The 18,120-nt window shown below is 61.9% G+C and carries 16 protein-coding genes and 1 tRNA gene; 5 read left to right on the top strand and 12 right to left on the bottom strand.

Annotation, left to right across the window (positions count from 1 at the left end):
* Positions 1-105: 105 nt before the first annotated feature.
* The 4 genes from LOZ74_RS08630 to hflX all read left to right on the top strand — a co-directional run bounded on the left by LOZ74_RS08630 (position 106) and on the right by hflX (position 6,043).
* The gene (locus LOZ74_RS08630; protein ID WP_370638891.1) at positions 106-2,433 is read left to right on the top strand and encodes an ATP-binding protein; all 2,328 of its coding nucleotides are present in this window, start codon (positions 106-108) and stop codon (positions 2,431-2,433) included.
* Positions 2,434-2,467: 34 nt separating this feature from the next.
* Complete coding sequence (locus LOZ74_RS08625; protein WP_230293722.1) at positions 2,468-3,850, top strand: sigma-54 dependent transcriptional regulator; 1,383 nt, start codon at positions 2,468-2,470, stop codon at positions 3,848-3,850.
* A 178-nt stretch (positions 3,851-4,028) separates the two neighbouring features.
* Positions 4,029-4,664 carry an RNA chaperone Hfq gene (gene hfq, locus LOZ74_RS08620; protein WP_230293721.1) on the top strand — a complete coding sequence of 212 codons (636 nt, stop codon included), beginning with the start codon at positions 4,029-4,031 and terminating at the stop codon, positions 4,662-4,664.
* Positions 4,665-4,693: 29 nt separating this feature from the next.
* The gene (gene hflX, locus LOZ74_RS08615) at positions 4,694-6,043 is read left to right on the top strand and encodes a GTPase HflX (protein ID WP_230293720.1); all 1,350 of its coding nucleotides are present in this window, start codon (positions 4,694-4,696) and stop codon (positions 6,041-6,043) included.
* Here the strand turns inward: hflX and mazG are convergent.
* The 11 genes from mazG to LOZ74_RS08560 form a co-directional block, all read right to left on the bottom strand.
* A complete protein-coding gene (gene mazG, locus LOZ74_RS08610; protein WP_230293719.1) occupies positions 6,040-6,834 on the bottom strand; it encodes a nucleoside triphosphate pyrophosphohydrolase in 795 nt (264 codons plus the stop codon). The genes hflX and mazG overlap by 4 nt on opposite strands.
* 225 nt (positions 6,835-7,059) lie before the next feature.
* Positions 7,060-8,472: an ISNCY family transposase gene (locus tag LOZ74_RS08605; RefSeq protein WP_230293718.1), complete on the bottom strand. Its 1,413-nt coding sequence runs from the start codon at positions 8,470-8,472 to the stop codon at positions 7,060-7,062.
* A 333-nt stretch (positions 8,473-8,805) separates the two neighbouring features.
* Positions 8,806-10,218, bottom strand: coding sequence for an ISNCY family transposase (locus tag LOZ74_RS08600; protein ID WP_230293718.1), 1,413 nt, complete (start codon positions 10,216-10,218; stop codon positions 8,806-8,808).
* A 161-nt stretch (positions 10,219-10,379) separates the two neighbouring features.
* Entirely contained in the window at positions 10,380-10,550 is a 171-nt protein-coding gene (locus LOZ74_RS08595) for a hypothetical protein (protein WP_230293717.1), read from the bottom strand.
* Positions 10,547-11,314 (bottom strand): MBL fold metallo-hydrolase, encoded by a 768-nt coding sequence (locus LOZ74_RS08590; RefSeq protein WP_230293716.1) that lies wholly within the window; start codon positions 11,312-11,314, stop codon positions 10,547-10,549. Before LOZ74_RS08590 ends, LOZ74_RS08595 begins: the two co-directional genes overlap by 4 nt.
* Positions 11,311-12,087 carry a TatD family hydrolase gene (locus tag LOZ74_RS08585; RefSeq protein WP_230293715.1) on the bottom strand — a complete coding sequence of 259 codons (777 nt, stop codon included), beginning with the start codon at positions 12,085-12,087 and terminating at the stop codon, positions 11,311-11,313. The genes LOZ74_RS08590 and LOZ74_RS08585 overlap by 4 nt, the downstream gene beginning before the upstream one ends.
* Positions 12,087-13,652, bottom strand: coding sequence for a methionine--tRNA ligase (metG, locus tag LOZ74_RS08580; protein ID WP_230293714.1), 1,566 nt, complete (start codon positions 13,650-13,652; stop codon positions 12,087-12,089). The genes LOZ74_RS08585 and metG overlap by 1 nt, the downstream gene beginning before the upstream one ends.
* A gap of 68 nt (positions 13,653-13,720) precedes the next feature.
* Positions 13,721-14,677, bottom strand: a complete 957-nt coding sequence (locus LOZ74_RS08575; protein ID WP_230293713.1) for a DNA polymerase III subunit delta' — start codon at positions 14,675-14,677, stop codon at positions 13,721-13,723.
* A complete protein-coding gene (gene tmk, locus LOZ74_RS08570; RefSeq protein WP_230293712.1) occupies positions 14,674-15,318 on the bottom strand; it encodes a dTMP kinase in 645 nt (214 codons plus the stop codon). The genes LOZ74_RS08575 and tmk overlap by 4 nt, the downstream gene beginning before the upstream one ends.
* Positions 15,315-16,517 (bottom strand): D-alanyl-D-alanine carboxypeptidase family protein, encoded by a 1,203-nt coding sequence (locus LOZ74_RS08565; protein ID WP_230293711.1) that lies wholly within the window; start codon positions 16,515-16,517, stop codon positions 15,315-15,317. Before LOZ74_RS08565 ends, tmk begins: the two co-directional genes overlap by 4 nt.
* Before the next feature lie 42 nt (positions 16,518-16,559).
* Positions 16,560-17,588: a lytic transglycosylase domain-containing protein gene (locus LOZ74_RS08560; RefSeq protein WP_230293710.1), complete on the bottom strand. Its 1,029-nt coding sequence runs from the start codon at positions 17,586-17,588 to the stop codon at positions 16,560-16,562.
* A 145-nt stretch (positions 17,589-17,733) separates the two neighbouring features.
* Between LOZ74_RS08560 and LOZ74_RS08555 the strand changes: the two genes are divergently transcribed.
* Positions 17,734-17,823, top strand: a tRNA-Ser gene (locus tag LOZ74_RS08555).
* 122 nt (positions 17,824-17,945) lie between these two features.
* Here LOZ74_RS08555 and LOZ74_RS08550 read toward each other — a convergent pair.
* Entirely contained in the window at positions 17,946-18,101 is a 156-nt protein-coding gene (locus LOZ74_RS08550) for a hypothetical protein (RefSeq protein ID WP_230293709.1), read from the bottom strand.
* Positions 18,102-18,120 lie beyond the last annotated feature (19 nt).

Raw genomic sequence — 18,120 nt, 5'->3', positions numbered from 1 at the left:
AGACCATCCCTATGCAGCGGCTGATCGCAATTCCGGCCAGATTTATCCCCCGCGCGCCAGTCTGCTCTTGAGTTTGCGCAACAGCGCTGTTGTATTCGCGCAACGATGAGTTCCGACCGCCCTTTCGCTACCGATTCCCTTGAAGCCCCGCTTCAGGGTGGCGCACAGGCTGCGGATGAAACGATCGCGACATCCGCCAACGGAGGTACCAATAGTGCCGGCCGCGACTGGCAGCGACTGATGCGCCGGATCGGGATCGTCTGGCACCGGTCGAACGGCTTTGCGATACTGGAAATCGCCTGCGTGATCGCGATTGCGGTTACGGTCGTGTTCGGCTGGATGACACTGGATGGCGCGTCGCAGGATGCGTTGCTGCCGACGGCGACGACGACGACATTGCTGGTGGTAACGCTGGTGCCCGGCATGGGGCTGATGGTGCTGATCGGAAGGCGGCTGGCGCTGCGACGGGCCCAGCGGCTGACGGGGTCGACAGGGCGCATGCATGTGCGTCTTGTGTTCTTCTTTTCGCTGCTGGCGGCGGTTCCGACGCTGCTGGTCGTGGTATTCGCATCCTTCCTGTTCCAGTCAGGCGTCGAATTCTGGTTTTCCGACCGTTCGCGCGGCTTGCTGGAGGATGCGAACGAGCTGGCGCGCGGCTATTATGCGGAGAATTTCCGCGACATCGGCGACAAGACCATCGCGATGGCGGACGACATCCGGTTCTATCTCGACCGCGCCGCGATCACGAGCCCCGAGTTTGCCGAGGCCTATACGCGGCAGGTGATCGTGCGCGAATTCGACAGTTCGGCCATTCTGGAAATGGGCAAGGACGGCAATGTGCGCACTGCCGCCATCGTCGATCCCGAAAGCGATTTCGGCCCGGCGAGCATCCATCCCGAGGTATTTGCCAAGCTGTCGGCCGGTTCGCGCGTTGAAGTCACGGCCGTGGCCGAGAAGATCGAGGCAGTGGCCCCGCTGGACCTCGACGCCGGTATCTATCTTTATACCTCGCGCGAATCCGATCCGCTGGCTTTCAGCCAGTGGCAGCGCGCGCAAAGCGTGCTCGCCAATTACGATGTGCTGACCGACAATGTCCGGTCGCTGCAATTGCAGTTCAACATCGCTCTATTGGTAGTGTCGCTGGCGCTGGTCGGGCTGGCCGTGTGGTTCGCGCTGCGCTTTGCCGACCGGCAGGTCGGGCCCCTGGCAGAGCTGGTCGATGCCGCGCGCGATGTAGGGGCGGGCAATTTTTCCAGCCGGGTGAGCGGGCGGACAGGATCCGATGAAATCGGCCTGCTGAACCGTGCGTTCAATCGCATGACCGCGCAGATCGAGCGGCAGACCGCGGCGCTTCTGTCCGCGAACGAGCAATTGCACGAACGGCGCGCCTTTATCGAGGCGGTGCTGGATTCGGCCACGGCAGGCATCGTCTCGATCGATACAGACGGCAAGATATTGCTGATCAACGGATCGGCGCAGACCCTGCTGGTGGGTGAGGATGACGAGGCGCCGGTCGGGCAAAGCCTCTCTGCCGTCGCCCCGACGCTTGCCGCTTTGGTAGAGGAAGGCAAGGCGAGCGGCATCGCGCAGATCCCGCGCGGCGGCGACATGCGCACTCTGGCCGTGAAGCGCGCGCGCACGACGCACGGCCATGTTCTGACGTTTGAGGATATCACCCGCCAGCTGCTCGACCAGCGGCGCGCGGCCTGGTCCGATGTGGCGCGGCGGATCGCGCATGAAATCAAGAACCCGCTCACCCCGATCCAGCTGGCGACCGAACGGCTCAACCGCCGGTACCGCCGCCAGATCGAAACCGATGGCGAGTTGTTCGACGAGCTGACGCAGACGATCATCCGGCAGGTTGGCGACCTTAGAAAAATGGTCGACGAGTTTTCCAGCTTTGCCCGCATGCCCAAGCCCAGCTTCCGGCGCGAGGACATCTCGGACCTCGTCCGGCAATCGATGTTCCTGCAGGAAGTCGGCCATCCCGAAATCACCTATCGTTTCCGCGCGGGAGAAGGGGACACGGGTATCGATTGCGACCGCCATCAGGTGGGGCAGGCGATGACCAATGTGCTGAAAAACGCGGCCGAGGCAATCGAGGCGCGCCGGCTGGCCGAAGGCGACGATTATCGCGGCCAGATCGAAGTGGCGATGCAGCCCGACAAGGACGGGGTGACGATCACCGTCACCGACAATGGCAGCGGCCTGCCGCAGCAGGGCGACCGCATCGTCGAACCATATATGACCACGCGCGAGAAGGGGACCGGCCTCGGTCTTGCCATCGTCCAGAAGATTCTGGGCGAACATGGCGGGCATATCGGGTTCGAACCTGCCGCACAGGGCGGAACGACCGTACGTATGCGTTTTGCACGCGACCCGCTGTCGGAAGAAAACGCGGCGGGCCATGGCGGCAGGCAGGCCGCGGAATGACGGGAATGATGCAAGGAAGGCAGGACTGGTTCTGATGGCACTCGATATTCTGATCGTCGACGATGAACGCGATATCCGCGAACTGGTCGCGGGCGTGCTTTCGGACGAGGGTTACGAATGCCGGACCGCGGGCGACAGCATCGCGGCGCTGAACGCGATTGACGAGCGGAGGCCGTCGCTGGTCCTGCTGGACGTTTGGCTGCATGGCTCGCCCATGGATGGGCTCGAAGTGCTCGACGCGATCAAGCAGCGCGAACCCGATCTGCCGGTGATCGTGTTCTCCGGCCACGGCAATATCGATACGGCGGTCTCGGCCATCAGTCGCGGTGCGGTCGATTTCATCGAAAAGCCGTTCGAGGCGGAACGCCTGCTGCTGATGGTGGAACGCGCGACCGAGACCGAGCGGTTGAGGCGCGAAAACGCGCAATTGCGCAATGACGGCGGCGCGGGCTTTGAAGAATTCAACGGCAATTCCGCCGCGATCAATACGGTGCGCGCCACATTGAAGCGCGTTGCCAATACGGGAAGCCGCGTGCTCATTACGGGTCCGGCAGGGGCTGGCAAGGAAATGGCCGCGCGCCTCCTCCATCACTGGAGCCCGCGGGCGGAAAAGCCCTTTGTCACCGTCAATTCGGCGCGCATCACCCCCGAACGTTTCGAACAGGAGCTGTTCGGCGAGGAATCGGGCGGTCGGCTCGTCCGCGCGGGCCTGCTGGAAATGGCCGACGGGGGCACGCTTTACCTCGACGAAGTGGCGGATATGCCCGAATCGACGCAAGCGCGCATCCTGCGCGTGCTGACCGATCAGGCCTTCGTCCGCGTCGGCGGTAACCGGCAGATCCGGGTCGATGTCCGGGTGGCCTCGTCTAGTTCGCAGGATCTGGCCGAAGCGATTGCCGACCGCCGTTTCCGCGAGGATCTGTACTACCGGTTGAACGTCGTGCCCGTCAGCGTACCGGGCCTTGCCGAAAGACGCGGCGATATTCCGGTGCTGGCCAACCACTTCTTCGCCCGATACGCGCGCAGTCAGGGCTATGCCCCGCCCGAAATCAGTGACGAGGCTGTCGCCGTATTGCAAAGCTATGAATGGCCGGGAAATGTTCGCCAATTGCGCAATGTCGTGGAACGGACGCTGATCCTTGCCCCGCGCGAAAGGCTGTCGACGATCGAGGCGGATATGCTGCCAGGAGAGATCACGCAGGAGCCGACCGGAGACAGCGCGGGCATCACTGCCATGATGGGCATTCCCTTGCGCGAAGCGCGCGAGCAGTTCGAGCGGGAATATCTGCGCGTCCAGATTCGGCGCTTTTCAGGCAATATCTCGCGCACAGCATCCTTCATCGGGATGGAAAGATCGGCCTTGCATCGCAAGCTCAAAACGCTTGGCCTTTCGGAAAAGCGTGACGAAACGGCCTGAAATCGTTACATTTCCCGATAATTACCTGCTGATACATGCTAAACATTGCGCTGCTGCACTGCAGCAATTAGTAGGAGCTTTGCCTCTGGCGTGATATGACGCCGGGTATCGGTGCATCGCAGGCACCAGAACGCCACGGGCCTCCCTCGGCCCGTGCGCCAACAACAGGAGACCAATAATGGCCGGAAAAACGCTCAGCATCCGTACCAAAGCGGAAGAGCCGGCGACGGAAAGCGCGGCAGAAGAAGCCGCCGAAGCCGAAGCGACACCCAAGAAAACCGTTACGCGCAAGGCCCCTGCCAAGACGGCGGCCAAGGCGCCTGCCGGAAAGACAGCTGCGGGCAAGGGACAGAACCTGCAGGACATTTTCCTCAATCATCTGCGCAAGCAGAAGACACCGGTTACCATGTTTCTGGTCAAGGGCGTGAAGCTGCAAGGCATCGTGACCTGGTTCGACAATTTCTCGATCCTGTTGCGCCGCGACGGTCAGACGCAGCTGGTTTACAAACATGCGATCAGCACGATCATGCCGACGCAGCCCGTCGATGCCGCGCTGTTCGAGTTCAGCGAGGAAGCCAAGGGCAAGCGCATGTTGCAGGACGTGTTCCTGTCATCGGTCCGCGATGCGGGTGCGCAAGTGACCATGTTCCTGATCAATGGCGTGATGCTGCAGGGACGGATCGCAGCCTATGATCTCTTCTGCATGCTTTTGGAACGCGAAGGTTACGTGCAGCTTGCCTATAAGCATGCTATCTCCACCGTTCAGCCGATTACCCATGTCGACCTTAGCGGCGACTGGGCTGGCGACGAGTAACGGAGAACGCCGTTAAGGCGAGGTAGGCATTGGGCGAGGATATTTTCGGAAATGACGACGTAAGCGGCGAGGTGACGCGCGGTGCGCGCGCCCTTGTCGTCTTGCCCGATATCCGCAAGGAGAACCTGCCCGACCCCGACGCGCGGTTGGAGGAGGGCAGGGGCCTTGCGCTCGCCATCGGGATTGAGGTCGTCGACAGCTTTGTCATCCCCGTGCGCGAAGTGCGCCCCGGCACCCTGTTCGGCTCGGGCCAGATCGAGAATATCCGCGCCGCCTGCGAAATGGAGGAAGCCGAGCTTGTCATCGTCGATGGCGCGCTTTCGGCCATTCAGCAGCGCAATCTGGAAGATGCGCTGAAACGCAAGGTAATCGACCGCACCGGCCTGATCCTCGAGATTTTCGGCGAACGTGCCGCCACGGCGGAAGGGCGGCTGCAAGTCGAACTGGCCCATCTGGATTATCAGGCGGGCCGTCTGGTGCGCAGTTGGACCCACCTTGAACGCCAGCGCGGCGGTTTCGGCTTCCTTGGCGGTCCGGGCGAGACGCAGATCGAGGCTGACCGCCGGATGATCCGCGACCGCATGGCGCGGCTGCGCCGCGAGCTGGAACAGGTTCGCCGGACCCGCGCGCTGCATCGGGCGCGGCGGGGAAGGGCGCCATGGCCCGTTGTCGCTCTGGTCGGCTATACCAACGCGGGCAAGTCGACATTGTTTAACCGGCTGACCGGTGCCGAAGTCATGGCCGAGGACTTGCTGTTCGCCACGCTTGACCCGACGATGCGGGCGATCGGCCTGCCGGGTGTCGAAAAGGCGATCCTGTCGGATACGGTGGGTTTTATCTCGGACCTGCCGACACAGCTTGTCGCCGCCTTTCGCGCAACGCTGGAAGAAGTGACCGGCGCGGACATCATCGTCCATGTGCGCGACATGTCGAGCGCGATGGCCGACGGGCAGAAATCCGAAGTGGTGCAAATTCTGGCCGACCTCGACATCAATACGGACGAGGAGGGCGCGCTGCGCATTCCTGTGATCGAGGCATGGAACAAATGGGATGCGATTCCCGACGACCGCCGCGAGGAACTGGCCGAACAGGCGGAAAGGTCTGACGAACCGGTCGTGCCCATTTCGGCATTGACGGGTTTCGGAACCGAGGCACTGGAACGGGCCATCGCCGCAATCCTGACACGCGATGCGCGGGTTCATGATATTGTATTGCCCAGTCGCGACGGCCGGCGGATCGCATGGCTGCACGCCCATGGCGAGGTGCTGGATGAGGAAGAGGTCAGCGACGAGATCGAGGGGGAGGAACCGCAGATCCGCCTGAGGGTTCGCATCGACGACCGCGAATTCGGCCGCTTTGTGGCAATGGGCGGAACTTAGTCGCGCGGCGCCTTTTCGCCTTGTTTCACGCGGTTCCAAAGCGAGTCCTGATCGCTAAGATCCAGCGCCGCGAAGTCCTGTCCGTCCTGTTTCGCCATGGTCTCCATTCCGGCAAAACGGCGTTCGAATTTCGCATTGGCAGCCCGCAGTGCGTCTTCGGCCGGGATCCCGCTCTTGCGCAGCCAGTTCACCGCGGCAAAAAGCATGTCGCCGGCCTCTTCAAGCCGCTCCGCTTCGGTGGAGGCTTTTGTAAACTCGTCGATTTCCTCATGCAACTTGTCGGCAGCGCCGAGTTGATCGGGCCAGTCAAAACCGACGCGGGTAGCCCGTTTTTGCAGCTTTTCCGCCCGTAACAAGGCGGGCAAGGCCAGCGCTACGCCGTCCAGAGCGCCGGTCTGTGCCTTGGCCGCGCGTTCATCCGCTTTCAACCGTTCCCAATTGGCGCGCACGGCTTGGGTTTCATTGGGTTCGTTGCCGGTGAAGATATGCGGATGCCGACGTTCCATCTTGTCGGCAATGCCGGCAGCGACATCGTCAAAATCGAATGCGCCGCGTTCCTCGGCCATGCGGGCGTGGAAGACGACCTGAAGAAGCAGATCGCCAAGTTCGTCCTTCAATTCCGCCAGATCGTCGCGTGCGATGGCATCGGCGACTTCATAGGCTTCCTCTATCGTATAGGGTGCGATCGAGGCGAAATCCTGCGCCAGATCCCATTCGCATCCGCCATCGGGATTGCGCAACTGCGCCATAATGGCGAGGAGACGGTCGATAGGGGCAGTCTGCTTGCTCATGGCGGAAATCCGTGTTTCTGCAATTTAGAGAAGACACTATTTCCGCCAGATAGAGATGTCACGGTTTGATGCAGCAGGGGCAGCGCGTAGCCCTGCGATCCTGCGCAGCGCTGACCCTGCTGGCGCGCTGGTCTGGCTGCAATGAACCCCTTGGACCCGCTGCGCAGGCAGCGGGCCCGGTCAGGCTCGTTTATGTCGCAGTCGGTGTGTGGGTGATGCGGCTTCCTAGCGGACGTATTCGCCCAGCCCCTTCGCAATCAGCTCCTCGTTTGACAGGCGAGGGCGGCGCGGCAGCGGTGTCCGGCCGCGCCGACGTTGGGATTTTGGCTTGTCGATTTCTGGCGGCTTGGCGAACACGCCAAACGATTGCGAACTGCGAGCCGGTTCGCTGGCGTTCCGCTGACGGTGATGGGGCGCACGCTCCTGCAAGCGGCGCGCAACCTCCAGCGCGGCGTCGAGATGCTTGTTGTCCACGATCGCCGCCTGGTTCACGCGCCGCATCTTGTCGAACACGCGGTAGGGAAGGGCATGCCCCTGGTGGCGGATCTCGATCCGACCGTCAGGAAACTCGCAGACCTCGACCCGCTTGCGCGCGAGCGCCTCGCTGACCGGCGTCGGCTCCAGAATGAACATCGCCTTGTTGTAATGCAGCGTCAGCGCCGCGGTTACCGTTCGCTGCTCGCGCCAGACCATTTCCGCTTCGACATTGTCATGCGGCGCCAATGGTCGATGCAGATCGCGCGGGTCCAGCGCGGGCCTGGCGAACCGCCGATTGTGCCGTTCCATGTAAGATGGGAGAAAGGCATTCGCCTCCTCGATGGTGGAGATCCCTTCGAGGCGCATCGCCTTGACCAGACGGTCCTGTAGCGTCCCGTTGGCGCGCTCGACCCGGCCTTTGGCCTGCGGTGAGTTGGCACAGATAATCTCGATATTGAGGGCGTGCAGCGCTCGGCCAAGATGACTCATTCCGTCACCCTCCGCCGTCGCCAAATTGTTCCGGAATGCGCTGTGCTTGTCCGAATAAAGGGCCACCGGCTTGCCGTGGCGTTCGATATAGCTGCGCGTCGCACGCATGTACGAAAAAGTGCTCTCGCTCTCGACCATCTCGAGATGCATCAGTTCGCTGGTTGCGTCATCGATATAGACCAGCAGCGTGCATTGCGGACCGCGATCCTCGAACCACCAGTGCTTCGATCCATCCACCTGGATCAGCTCGCCGCGGCAGTCGCGGCGGTAACGGGGCTGATATGGGCGAGGGCGACGGGCCGCGCGATCCTTCCATAATCCCTCTACGATCATCCACTTGCGCAGCGTCTCGTGCGAAACGGTGATCTGGTGCCGTTCGGCGAGATACTCGGTCGCCAGCGTCGGTCCGAAATCGTTGTAATGTTGCCGGACAAGATCGATTACCCGTTCGCGGAACGCGCTGCCAAAGCTCCGGTTACTGGGCCGGCCACGCTTCCAGGATACCAGCGCCTCGGGACCGTCAGTTCGCAAACGGCCGAGCAATCGGTAGACCTGGCGGCGCGACACGCCGATCAAATCCACAGCGTCCTCAACCCTCAGTTCACCGCGCTCGACCCGCTGCAGCGTATCATATCGTGAAAGCTCACCATGGCTCATTATCACCACCGTCATAAGCGCATCTCCCGGCTACCGGGAAATCATGCCACCTGGAACGCACACACCGCGAGCCGCCCAATCTGTGACGTCTCTAACTTGCGGGGAGTGACATCTCTAAGTTGCGCCTACAATCCGTGTTTCTGCAATTTAGAGAAGACACTATTTCCGCCAGATAGAGATGTCACGGTTTGATGCAGCAGGGGCAGCGCGTAGCCCTGCGATCCTGCGCAGCGCTGACCCTGCTGGCGCGCTGGTCTGGCTGCAATGAACCCCTTGGACCCGCTGCGCAGGCAGCGGGCCCGGTCAGGCTCGTTTATGTCGCAGTCGGTGTGTGGGTGATGCGGCTTCCTAGCGGACGTATTCGCCCAGCCCCTTCGCAATCAGCTCCTCGTTTGACAGGCGAGGGCGGCGCGGCAGCGGTGTCCGGCCGCGCCGACGTTGGGATTTTGGCTTGTCGATTTCTGGCGGCTTGGCGAACACGCCAAACGATTGCGAACTGCGAGCCGGTTCGCTGGCGTTCCGCTGACGGTGATGGGGCGCACGCTCCTGCAAGCGGCGCGCAACCTCCAGCGCGGCGTCGAGATGCTTGTTGTCCACGATCGCCGCCTGGTTCACGCGCCGCATCTTGTCGAACACGCGGTAGGGAAGGGCATGCCCCTGGTGGCGGATCTCGATCCGACCGTCAGGAAACTCGCAGACCTCGACCCGCTTGCGCGCGAGCGCCTCGCTGACCGGCGTCGGCTCCAGAATGAACATCGCCTTGTTGTAATGCAGCGTCAGCGCCGCGGTTACCGTTCGCTGCTCGCGCCAGACCATTTCCGCTTCGACATTGTCATGCGGCGCCAATGGTCGATGCAGATCGCGCGGGTCCAGCGCGGGCCTGGCGAACCGCCGATTGTGCCGTTCCATGTAAGATGGGAGAAAGGCATTCGCCTCCTCGATGGTGGAGATCCCTTCGAGGCGCATCGCCTTGACCAGACGGTCCTGTAGCGTCCCGTTGGCGCGCTCGACCCGGCCTTTGGCCTGCGGTGAGTTGGCACAGATAATCTCGATATTGAGGGCGTGCAGCGCTCGGCCAAGATGACTCATTCCGTCACCCTCCGCCGTCGCCAAATTGTTCCGGAATGCGCTGTGCTTGTCCGAATAAAGGGCCACCGGCTTGCCGTGGCGTTCGATATAGCTGCGCGTCGCACGCATGTACGAAAAAGTGCTCTCGCTCTCGACCATCTCGAGATGCATCAGTTCGCTGGTTGCGTCATCGATATAGACCAGCAGCGTGCATTGCGGACCGCGATCCTCGAACCACCAGTGCTTCGATCCATCCACCTGGATCAGCTCGCCGCGGCAGTCGCGGCGGTAACGGGGCTGATATGGGCGAGGGCGACGGGCCGCGCGATCCTTCCATAATCCCTCTACGATCATCCACTTGCGCAGCGTCTCGTGCGAAACGGTGATCTGGTGCCGTTCGGCGAGATACTCGGTCGCCAGCGTCGGTCCGAAATCGTTGTAATGTTGCCGGACAAGATCGATTACCCGTTCGCGGAACGCGCTGCCAAAGCTCCGGTTACTGGGCCGGCCACGCTTCCAGGATACCAGCGCCTCGGGACCGTCAGTTCGCAAACGGCCGAGCAATCGGTAGACCTGGCGGCGCGACACGCCGATCAAATCCACAGCGTCCTCAACCCTCAGTTCACCGCGCTCGACCCGCTGCAGCGTATCATATCGTGAAAGCTCACCATGGCTCATTATCACCACCGTCATAAGCGCATCTCCCGGCTACCGGGAAATCATGCCACCTGGAACGCACACACCGCGAGCCGCCCAATCTGTGACGTCTCTAACTTGCGGGGAGTGACATCTCTAAGTTGCGCCTACAATCCGAAAGAATGATAATCTATATTATGTAAAATAAATGCAGGACGCTACGAAGTGATCAGCCCCATGACGAGCGTTACGCCGAGAAAAATGCCGATCCAGATCAGTATCATTTTAATGGTCGCCGACTTGCTTACCTGATGGCTGCGCCAGCTTGCGATCATCAGGACGAGCCAGCCCAGCAGGCTGATCAGCGAAACGATTGCCAGCGAGTTCAAAGCTCAACCTCCATCCCGTCATATCCGACCTCAACATGCGGCGGCACCTCGTTGCAGAGCGTGCGATAATCCATGCTTTTGTCGAGATGCGTAAGGATCGTCCGGTCAGCGCCCACTGCGTTCGACAGTTCCAGCGCCATGCCAAGATGCGCATGGGTTGGATGCGGTTCACGGCGCAGGCAGTCCACGACCAGCAAATCGCAACCGCGCATCAGCGAGACCATATCATGGGTAATCTCACTGAAATCTGTGGCGTAAACGATTGAACTGGCAGCGCTTTCAAAACGAAACGCAGTACTTTTGACGGGTCCGTGCGGCATCTCGCACCAGCCGACCGACAGGCCGCAAATCATCCTCAACCGATCCAGCGGTTCCAGATTGACGATGGTCGAATAGCCGAACTGTCCTGCGAATACGTAGTCAAAGCGTCTCCGCAGCCGCTGTACCGTCACTTCGCTGGCGAAGCCGGGAATGGGGCCGCCGCGGCCATATCGAAACACCCGCAGATCGTCGATGCCGTGGCAGTGATCCGCATGGTCATGCGTCCAGAACACGGCGTCGATCTTGTCGATCCCGTTCGACAGCATCTGCTGGCGCAAATCGGGTGAGGTATCGACCAGAATCCGCTGGCCTTCATTGTTCCGGATGCAGATCGATACGCGGCTGCGGCGGTTGCGTGGTTCGTCCGGATCGCAGTCGCCCCAGTCATTGCCTACGCGCGGCACGCCGGTCGACGTGCCCGATCCCAAAATCGTCAGCTTCACAAGGCCGCCTTGGTAAACAGGCGCCGGAAATTCGCCGTCGTACTATCTGTCAGCGCAGACAGCTCCTCGCCGCGCAGATCGGCCACGAATTGCGCCGTATCGGCCACGAACGCGGGTTCGCATGTCTTGCCGCGATGAGGCACCGGAGCAAGGAAGGGTGCGTCGGTTTCGACCAGCAGGCGATCGGCGGGAATCTCGCGAACAGTGTCCTGCAGATCTTTGGCATTTTTGAATGTTACGATGCCCGAAATCGAAATCGTCAGCCCCAGTTCCAGCACGGCCTTGCCAAAGGCGTCCGACGCCGTGAAGCAATGGATCAATGCGGGAAACCCCCCCTTCCCCATCTCCTCTCGCAAGATGGCCAGCGTGTCATCCTCGGCATCACGGGTATGGATGATCAGCGGCAGTCCCGTTTCACGCGACACGGCGATGTGCATCCGGAACAGATCGCGCTGCGCATCGCGGTCGGAATGGTCGTAGTAATAATCGAGACCGGTCTCACCGATGGCGATCACCCGCTCATGCTCGCTGGCGGCGAGCAGCTCGGCATAACCCAGATCCTTGTGCTGGTCAGCCTCATGCGGGTGGATGCCGATACTGGCCCAGACGTCGCTTTCACGCTCTGCGGTGCCGACGACATCGTCCCATTCGCTCTGCCGCGTGGAGATATTGAGGAAACCGCCGATCCCGCGCGCACGGGCGGCGTCCAGCACGTCGCCCTGGCGTTCGATCAACCCTTTGTAATTGAGGTGGCAGTGGGAATCGATCAGCATTACGCCGCGCCCTCGGTCTCAGGCAGTTCGAGGCGCGGGAAAACGCCCGTTGGCTTGTCGACCTTGAACCCGCTGGCGACCAGTGCCGCGAACCAGCCGGCATCGGCCAGCGCTGCATAATCGCGCGCGTCAGCGGCAATCCCCATCTGGTCGAGCAGGCGGTCGATCGAACCCGGCACAACCGGACGCACCGCAATCGCCAGATCGCGCACGCAGCGAAACAGCACGTTGAGCACGGCCTTCATCCGCTCTGGATCGCTTTTGCGCAGCGCCCAGGGGGCCATTTCATCGACATAGGCGTTGCACGCAAAGACACCGCGCATCCATGCCTCCAGCCCTTCGCTGAATGCCAGCTTGGCGAATCCGGCGCGCAGGCCGCTGACCGCATCCGCAACGGCGGACATCAATTCTGCGTCGGCTGCGTCTTCCGGCAATCCTGCTGTAAGTTCTCCATCCAAATTTTTGAAAATCATGGACAAAGTCCGCTGCGCCAGATTGCCGAAACTATTGGCCAGCTCTGCATTCGACCGCGTGACGATGGCGTCGGGCGAATAGCTGCCGTCCTGTCCAAAGGCGATTTCGCGCATCAGGAAATAACGCAGCGGATCGACGCCGAACTGTTCGACCAGCCCCACCGGATCGGTCACATTGCCCAGCGATTTCGATTCCTTCTGCCCGCGATTGAGCAGAAAACCGTGACCGAAAACCTGCCTGGGCACCGGCAAGCCCGCGCTCATCAGGAATGCGGGCCAGTAAACCGCATGGAACCGCACGATATCCTTACCGATCAGGTGCAAATCGGCAGGCCAGAACTTGGCAAAATCGCCAGTCTTGTCGGGATAGCCGAGACCGGTGAGATAGTTTGTCAGCGCGTCGACCCACACATACATCACGTGATCGTCGGCACCGGGCACTTTCACGCCCCAGTCGAAACTGGTGCGCGATACCGAAAGGTCGCGCAAACCACCTTCGACGAACCGCATAACCTCGTTCCGGCGGCTCTCAGGCTGGATGAAATCGGGATTGTCGCGATAGAGCGCCAGCAGCGGTTCGGCATATTTGGACAGGCGGAAGAACCAGCTTTCCTCGACCGTCCATTCGACGGGCGTCCCATGGGGCGAGAGCTTTTCGCCCCCTTCGCCTTCGGTCAGTTCGCTTTCGTCGTAATAGGCTTCGTCGCGGATTGAATACCAGCCTTCGTAACGGTCGAGATAGAGGTCGCCATTGGCCTCCATCGCGGTCCAAAGGGCCTGGCTGGCCGTGTGGTGGCGATCCTCGGTCGTGCGGATGAAATTGTCGTATTCAATGTCTAGAAGGTCGAACAGGCTTTTGAAATAGCCTGATATTTCATCGCATAGCTCACGCGGTGTGATGCTCAGGTCGCGCGCCTTTTGCGCCATTTTCAGGCCATGCTCGTCAGTGCCGGTCTGGAACCGCACCTCGCGTCCCGATGCCCGCTGGAACCGGGCGATGACATCGGCGGCAATGGTTTCGTATGCGTGGCCGATATGCGGCTTGCCATTCGGATAGTGGATGGCGGTGGTGATATAATAAGGATCGGCCATCAGGCCCCTGACTTTCTGAACTGGATTGGCTTGACCGGCCACACGCGATGCGAGGCCGGTGATTTGCGCTAACCCTTAGGTGCCGCAGCCCCTGCCAGCAACCCGCCAATTTCGACCACGGTCAGTCCGGGATCGAAATTCGCATAGGGTATTTCCGCTCCGAGCCGGACCAGCCGGTCATGCGTGTCGATCAGCCGCATCTGATGCGCACGCGGGGCATGCCGTGCCTGTTCGGCACAAATCTCGCGCGCCAGCCTGACGCTGGCGAGCAGTCGTTCGCGGTCGGGCCGCGCGCCAATGGCTGCCGCAAGCGCACCGCGGCGCGTGAAATCGGGGTCGCCCTGACGCATGATGGCGCGCAATTCGCGCGCAATTGGCGCCAGTTCGTCCTCGATAAACGCCAGCGCCGCACCGGGGGAGCCCTGTGCCGCATCGATGGCCGCCTGTCGCAATTCAGCGGGAGCATCGGGTTCCTGTTCGGCCAGAACCTGCGCCAGCCGTTCATCGCTCAACGCATGAAACCGCAGTTGGCGGCAACGCGAACGCACGGTCGGCAGCAAGCCGCCCGGGCGATGCGCGACCAGCAGGAAAAAGCAGCCCGCAGGAGGTTCCTCAAGGCTTTTCAGCAGGGCGTTGACGGCCGATTTCTCAAGATCGTCGGCGGAATCGATGATGATCGCGCGCCGTGCGCCCAGCGTCGGCCGTGTCGTCAAGCGCCGCTGCATCGCGCGGATCTGGTCGACGCTGATGTTCCGCTTGCGGTTGAAGGGCTTGCCTTCCTCACGCTTCTTTTCGTCGTCGCTGGTCGCCGGTGGACGTTCCAGCAGCATGATATCCGGATGCGCCAACGCTTCCGGCTGGGGCACGCCATCTTCGGCCACCAGTTCCGCTGCCGCTGCAAGTGCGAACCCCGCCTTGCCCAGACCGCGTCCGCCCGCCAGCAGCCATGCATGGTGCATTCGCTGCCCCTGCATGGCCGAACGCCAGCTGGCCCAGGCATCATCATGTCCGATCAGGACCGTCATGGCGCATCCAGCAGGGGTGTCAGCGCTGCCATGATCCGCGCGTGCACATCCTGCGCGCTGCCAGCGCCGGCGATGCGCGCGAAGCGGTCGGGCGATTGGTCTGCCAGCAGGGCAAAGCGGTCGCGCACCGCCGAATGGTAATCTGCATGCTTTCCGCCGATCCGGTCCGCCGCATCGCCATCGCGTGCGCGCGTACGAAGGGCGGCTTCACCGGCATGCAATTCGATCAGAATAGTCAGATCGGGCAACAATCCGCCGCTGCCGATCCGGTGGAGCGTCAGCACATCGGCATCGCCAATGCCGCCTGCCCCGCCCTGATAGGCGCGACTGGAATCCACGAAACGGTCGCAGATGACCCATTTGCCTGCCGCCAGCGCAGGCTCGATCAGATGTTCGACATGATCGCTGCGCGCGGCGGCAAACAAAAGGGCTTCTGCCTTGGCGCCCCAGTCATAGGCGGGATCGAGCAGCAGGGCGCGCAATGCTTCTGCCCCCGCCGTGCCGCCCGGTTCGCGGGTGGTGACGATTTCGATGCCCCGCGCCTGCAACGCCTCGGCCAGCAAACGCGCCTGCGTCGATTTGCCCGCGCCCTCGCCTCCCTCAAAAGCGATGAACCGGCCGCGGGCATTCCCTGCCATCATCCGAAAATTCCCAGCAGTCCGTTGCGCAGCCGTTGCAGTGCATTGGCCTCTGCCACGTCTTCGGTTGCGACCAGATCGAAACGGGCGATTTCGCCGCCTTCGCGCGTAACCTGCAACTCGCCCACGCGCTGCCCTTTGCGGATGGGTGCCGCGACCGGCCCCTGATACCGCATGGTGACACTCGCGTCCGTTCTGGCACCATGCGGAACGGAGAGATTGACAGCCTGTGCTGCCGCCACCGGCACATGGCGCATCGAACCGCCCTGCACTGCCACTTCGCCCACGGGCTGGCCCTTGCCGTAAATGGTCTGCGCATCCCAGGCGGCAAAGCCCCATTCGATGAAATCGCGCGCCACCTGTTTGCGCAAACGGCTCGATTCCGCGCCGCCCAGCACCATGATCAGGCGGCGGCCGTCGCGCTCTGCCGACCCGACGAAGCCGTACCCCGCCTCGTTCGTGAAGCCGGTCTTCAACCCGTCCGCCCCTTCGACATAGCCAAGGATCGGGTTGCGGTTGTTCTGGGTGATATTGTTGTAGCTGAATGTGGGCAACGCGAAATAGCGGCGATAGAGGTCGCCATGCTCTGTCAGCAATGCGCGTGTCAGCGTCGCCAGATCGCGCGCGCTGGTATAGGTGCGCCCTTCGTCCATCCACCCGTTGGGCGTGTTGAAATGGCTGTCCTTCATGCCAAGTTTTTCGGCATTGGCATTCATCAGCGCGGTCCAGCCCTCGACACTTCCTGCGGCCCCTTCGGCAAGGATCACGCAGCCGTCATTGGCCGAAACCGTCAGGATCGCCTTTAACAGCGTATCGACCGACAGGGACGTATTGGCCACCGAATACATGGTGGAGCCCTTCCCGCTCCATTCGCGTGCCGTTCTGGCCGATACCGGCAGACGCTGGCCTGCCGTCAACCGCCCCTCTTCCAGCAATTCGAACGCGGTATAAACGGTCATCAGCTTGGTCAGCGATGCGGGGATGAAGCGGCGGTCGGCATCCTTGGCATAAAAGGGCACGCCCGCATTGGCATCCATGATCAGCGCGACGGGCACATTCTGGATCGGCGGCTTCGCGGGATCGGGATGCTGTATCGAAACGGCGGAGGCGGGCTGTTGTTGGGCCGAAGGCAAGGCGGGCACCAGCGCAAGCGCCAATGCCGCCGTCACGCCCGAAAGGCGTTTTGCCGATAGAATGTTCATGTCTGCTCCTGCGGGCACATTCGCCCCGGGCCCTGACAGGCCCTAATGGATGGCGTCTGCCAGCAAACCTACCGAAAGCGCGTAATAGTTGGAACAGTTATAGTCCAATATCACCCGATAGTTGCTGGTCAGCAGATAGGCCGTTGCCCCGGGTCCGTCGGGTTCGAACAGAAAGGCGAATGTGTCGTCCGCGATCATTCCCTGCGGCCTGATGCCCAGCGCCTTCCATTCGGCCACGGTCTTCCACTGGCCATGGCGTTCGAACACGCGCTCGCACCGTGGCGCGTTCAAACGGCTGACATTGGCCGAACGGTTGAAATTGCCGGGGACATAGGCGGGCACGCCCCACGGCTCGCCGCGACGCCAGCCAGCCTCGACAAAATAATTGGCGATAGACGCCAGCGTGTCGGCGCGGCTGTTCCAGATGTCGCGCGTGCCGTTATTGTCGCCATCCTGCGCCACGCGCAGCCAGACGCTGGGCAGGAATTGCGGATTACCGATGGCCCCTGCCCAGCTGCCCGTCAGCTGCTGGCGCGTGACCCCGCGGTCGATCATTTTCAGCGCAGCGATCAGTTCGCTTTCGAAGAGGTCGCGGCGGCGGCCTTCATAGGCCAGCGTCGCCAGCGACCGGATCGTGTCGAACGTGCCGGTATAGCTGCCGTAATTGGTTTCATGCCCCCAGATCGCGATCAGGATTTCACCCGGAACGCCATAGCGCTGTTCGATCGACGGGATCAGCGATGCGCTGGCGGCATAGGTTCGCTGGCCGCCGCTGATGCGCGCGGCATCCACATGCCTTTCGCGATAGGGCGCGAATGGCGGATAGGACGATCCCGGCGGATCGGGCGCCTGCGGCCGGTCCAGTTCCACGACGCGGGTATTGATGGTCAGGCCGGTCAGCCCTTGCCGAATCGCGCGGTCCGAAACCCCTTCGGCGCGGGCCTTGCTGGCGACCTGCGCCAGATAGGCCTCGAACCCTGCCTGCGTATAGACTTGTGCCGAGGCGGCGGGCGCAAGGGCAAAGGCGGCAAAGGCGGTCAGACCGGCGAAAAGGTGCGAGAAAATCGTCATACCGCCTTTCATGGCATAGGCTTGGGCGCGTGTGAATTGCCTCTGTCGGTGGATGCGGCAAAGCGACGCCCGCCCATGCCGCATCGCATGCTTCAATCGCATGGGTGACAAGCGCGCAAGAAGCCGCTAGCGGCGTTTCGCGTAAGGACAGGTGGCCGAGTGGTTTAAGGCAGCGGTCTTGAAAACCGCCGTGGGTTCACGCTCACCGTGGGTTCGAATCCCACCCTGTCCGCCATCGGTGCCCGCCTCGGGCGGGTGGGATGGCGGATACTGGTGCGGTGGATGGAGCCTCCGGGTTCGGAGCCGCAGCGCAGCGTAGGCGTGCGAAGCACAATCCCACCCTGTCCGCCAGAACCCTCAGTAAAACGCCAGAAACAGGCCGAATGCCGCGATGGCCGCACCGATATAGCGTTCGACGGACATATGCGTCGTTACGCCCCAAATCGAGCCGATACACAACAGCGCGAATCCGATCAGTGAAAGCATGGCGTAATTATCGCTGCGAATGGGCATGATGGCGAATTCGAAATAA

It is taken from the genome of Croceicoccus sp. Ery5 (assembly GCF_020985325.1).
Taxonomy (GTDB): domain Bacteria; phylum Pseudomonadota; class Alphaproteobacteria; order Sphingomonadales; family Sphingomonadaceae; genus Croceicoccus.
Note: the sequence above shows the minus strand (reverse complement) of the source record. Positions and strands in the feature narration are given on the sequence as shown.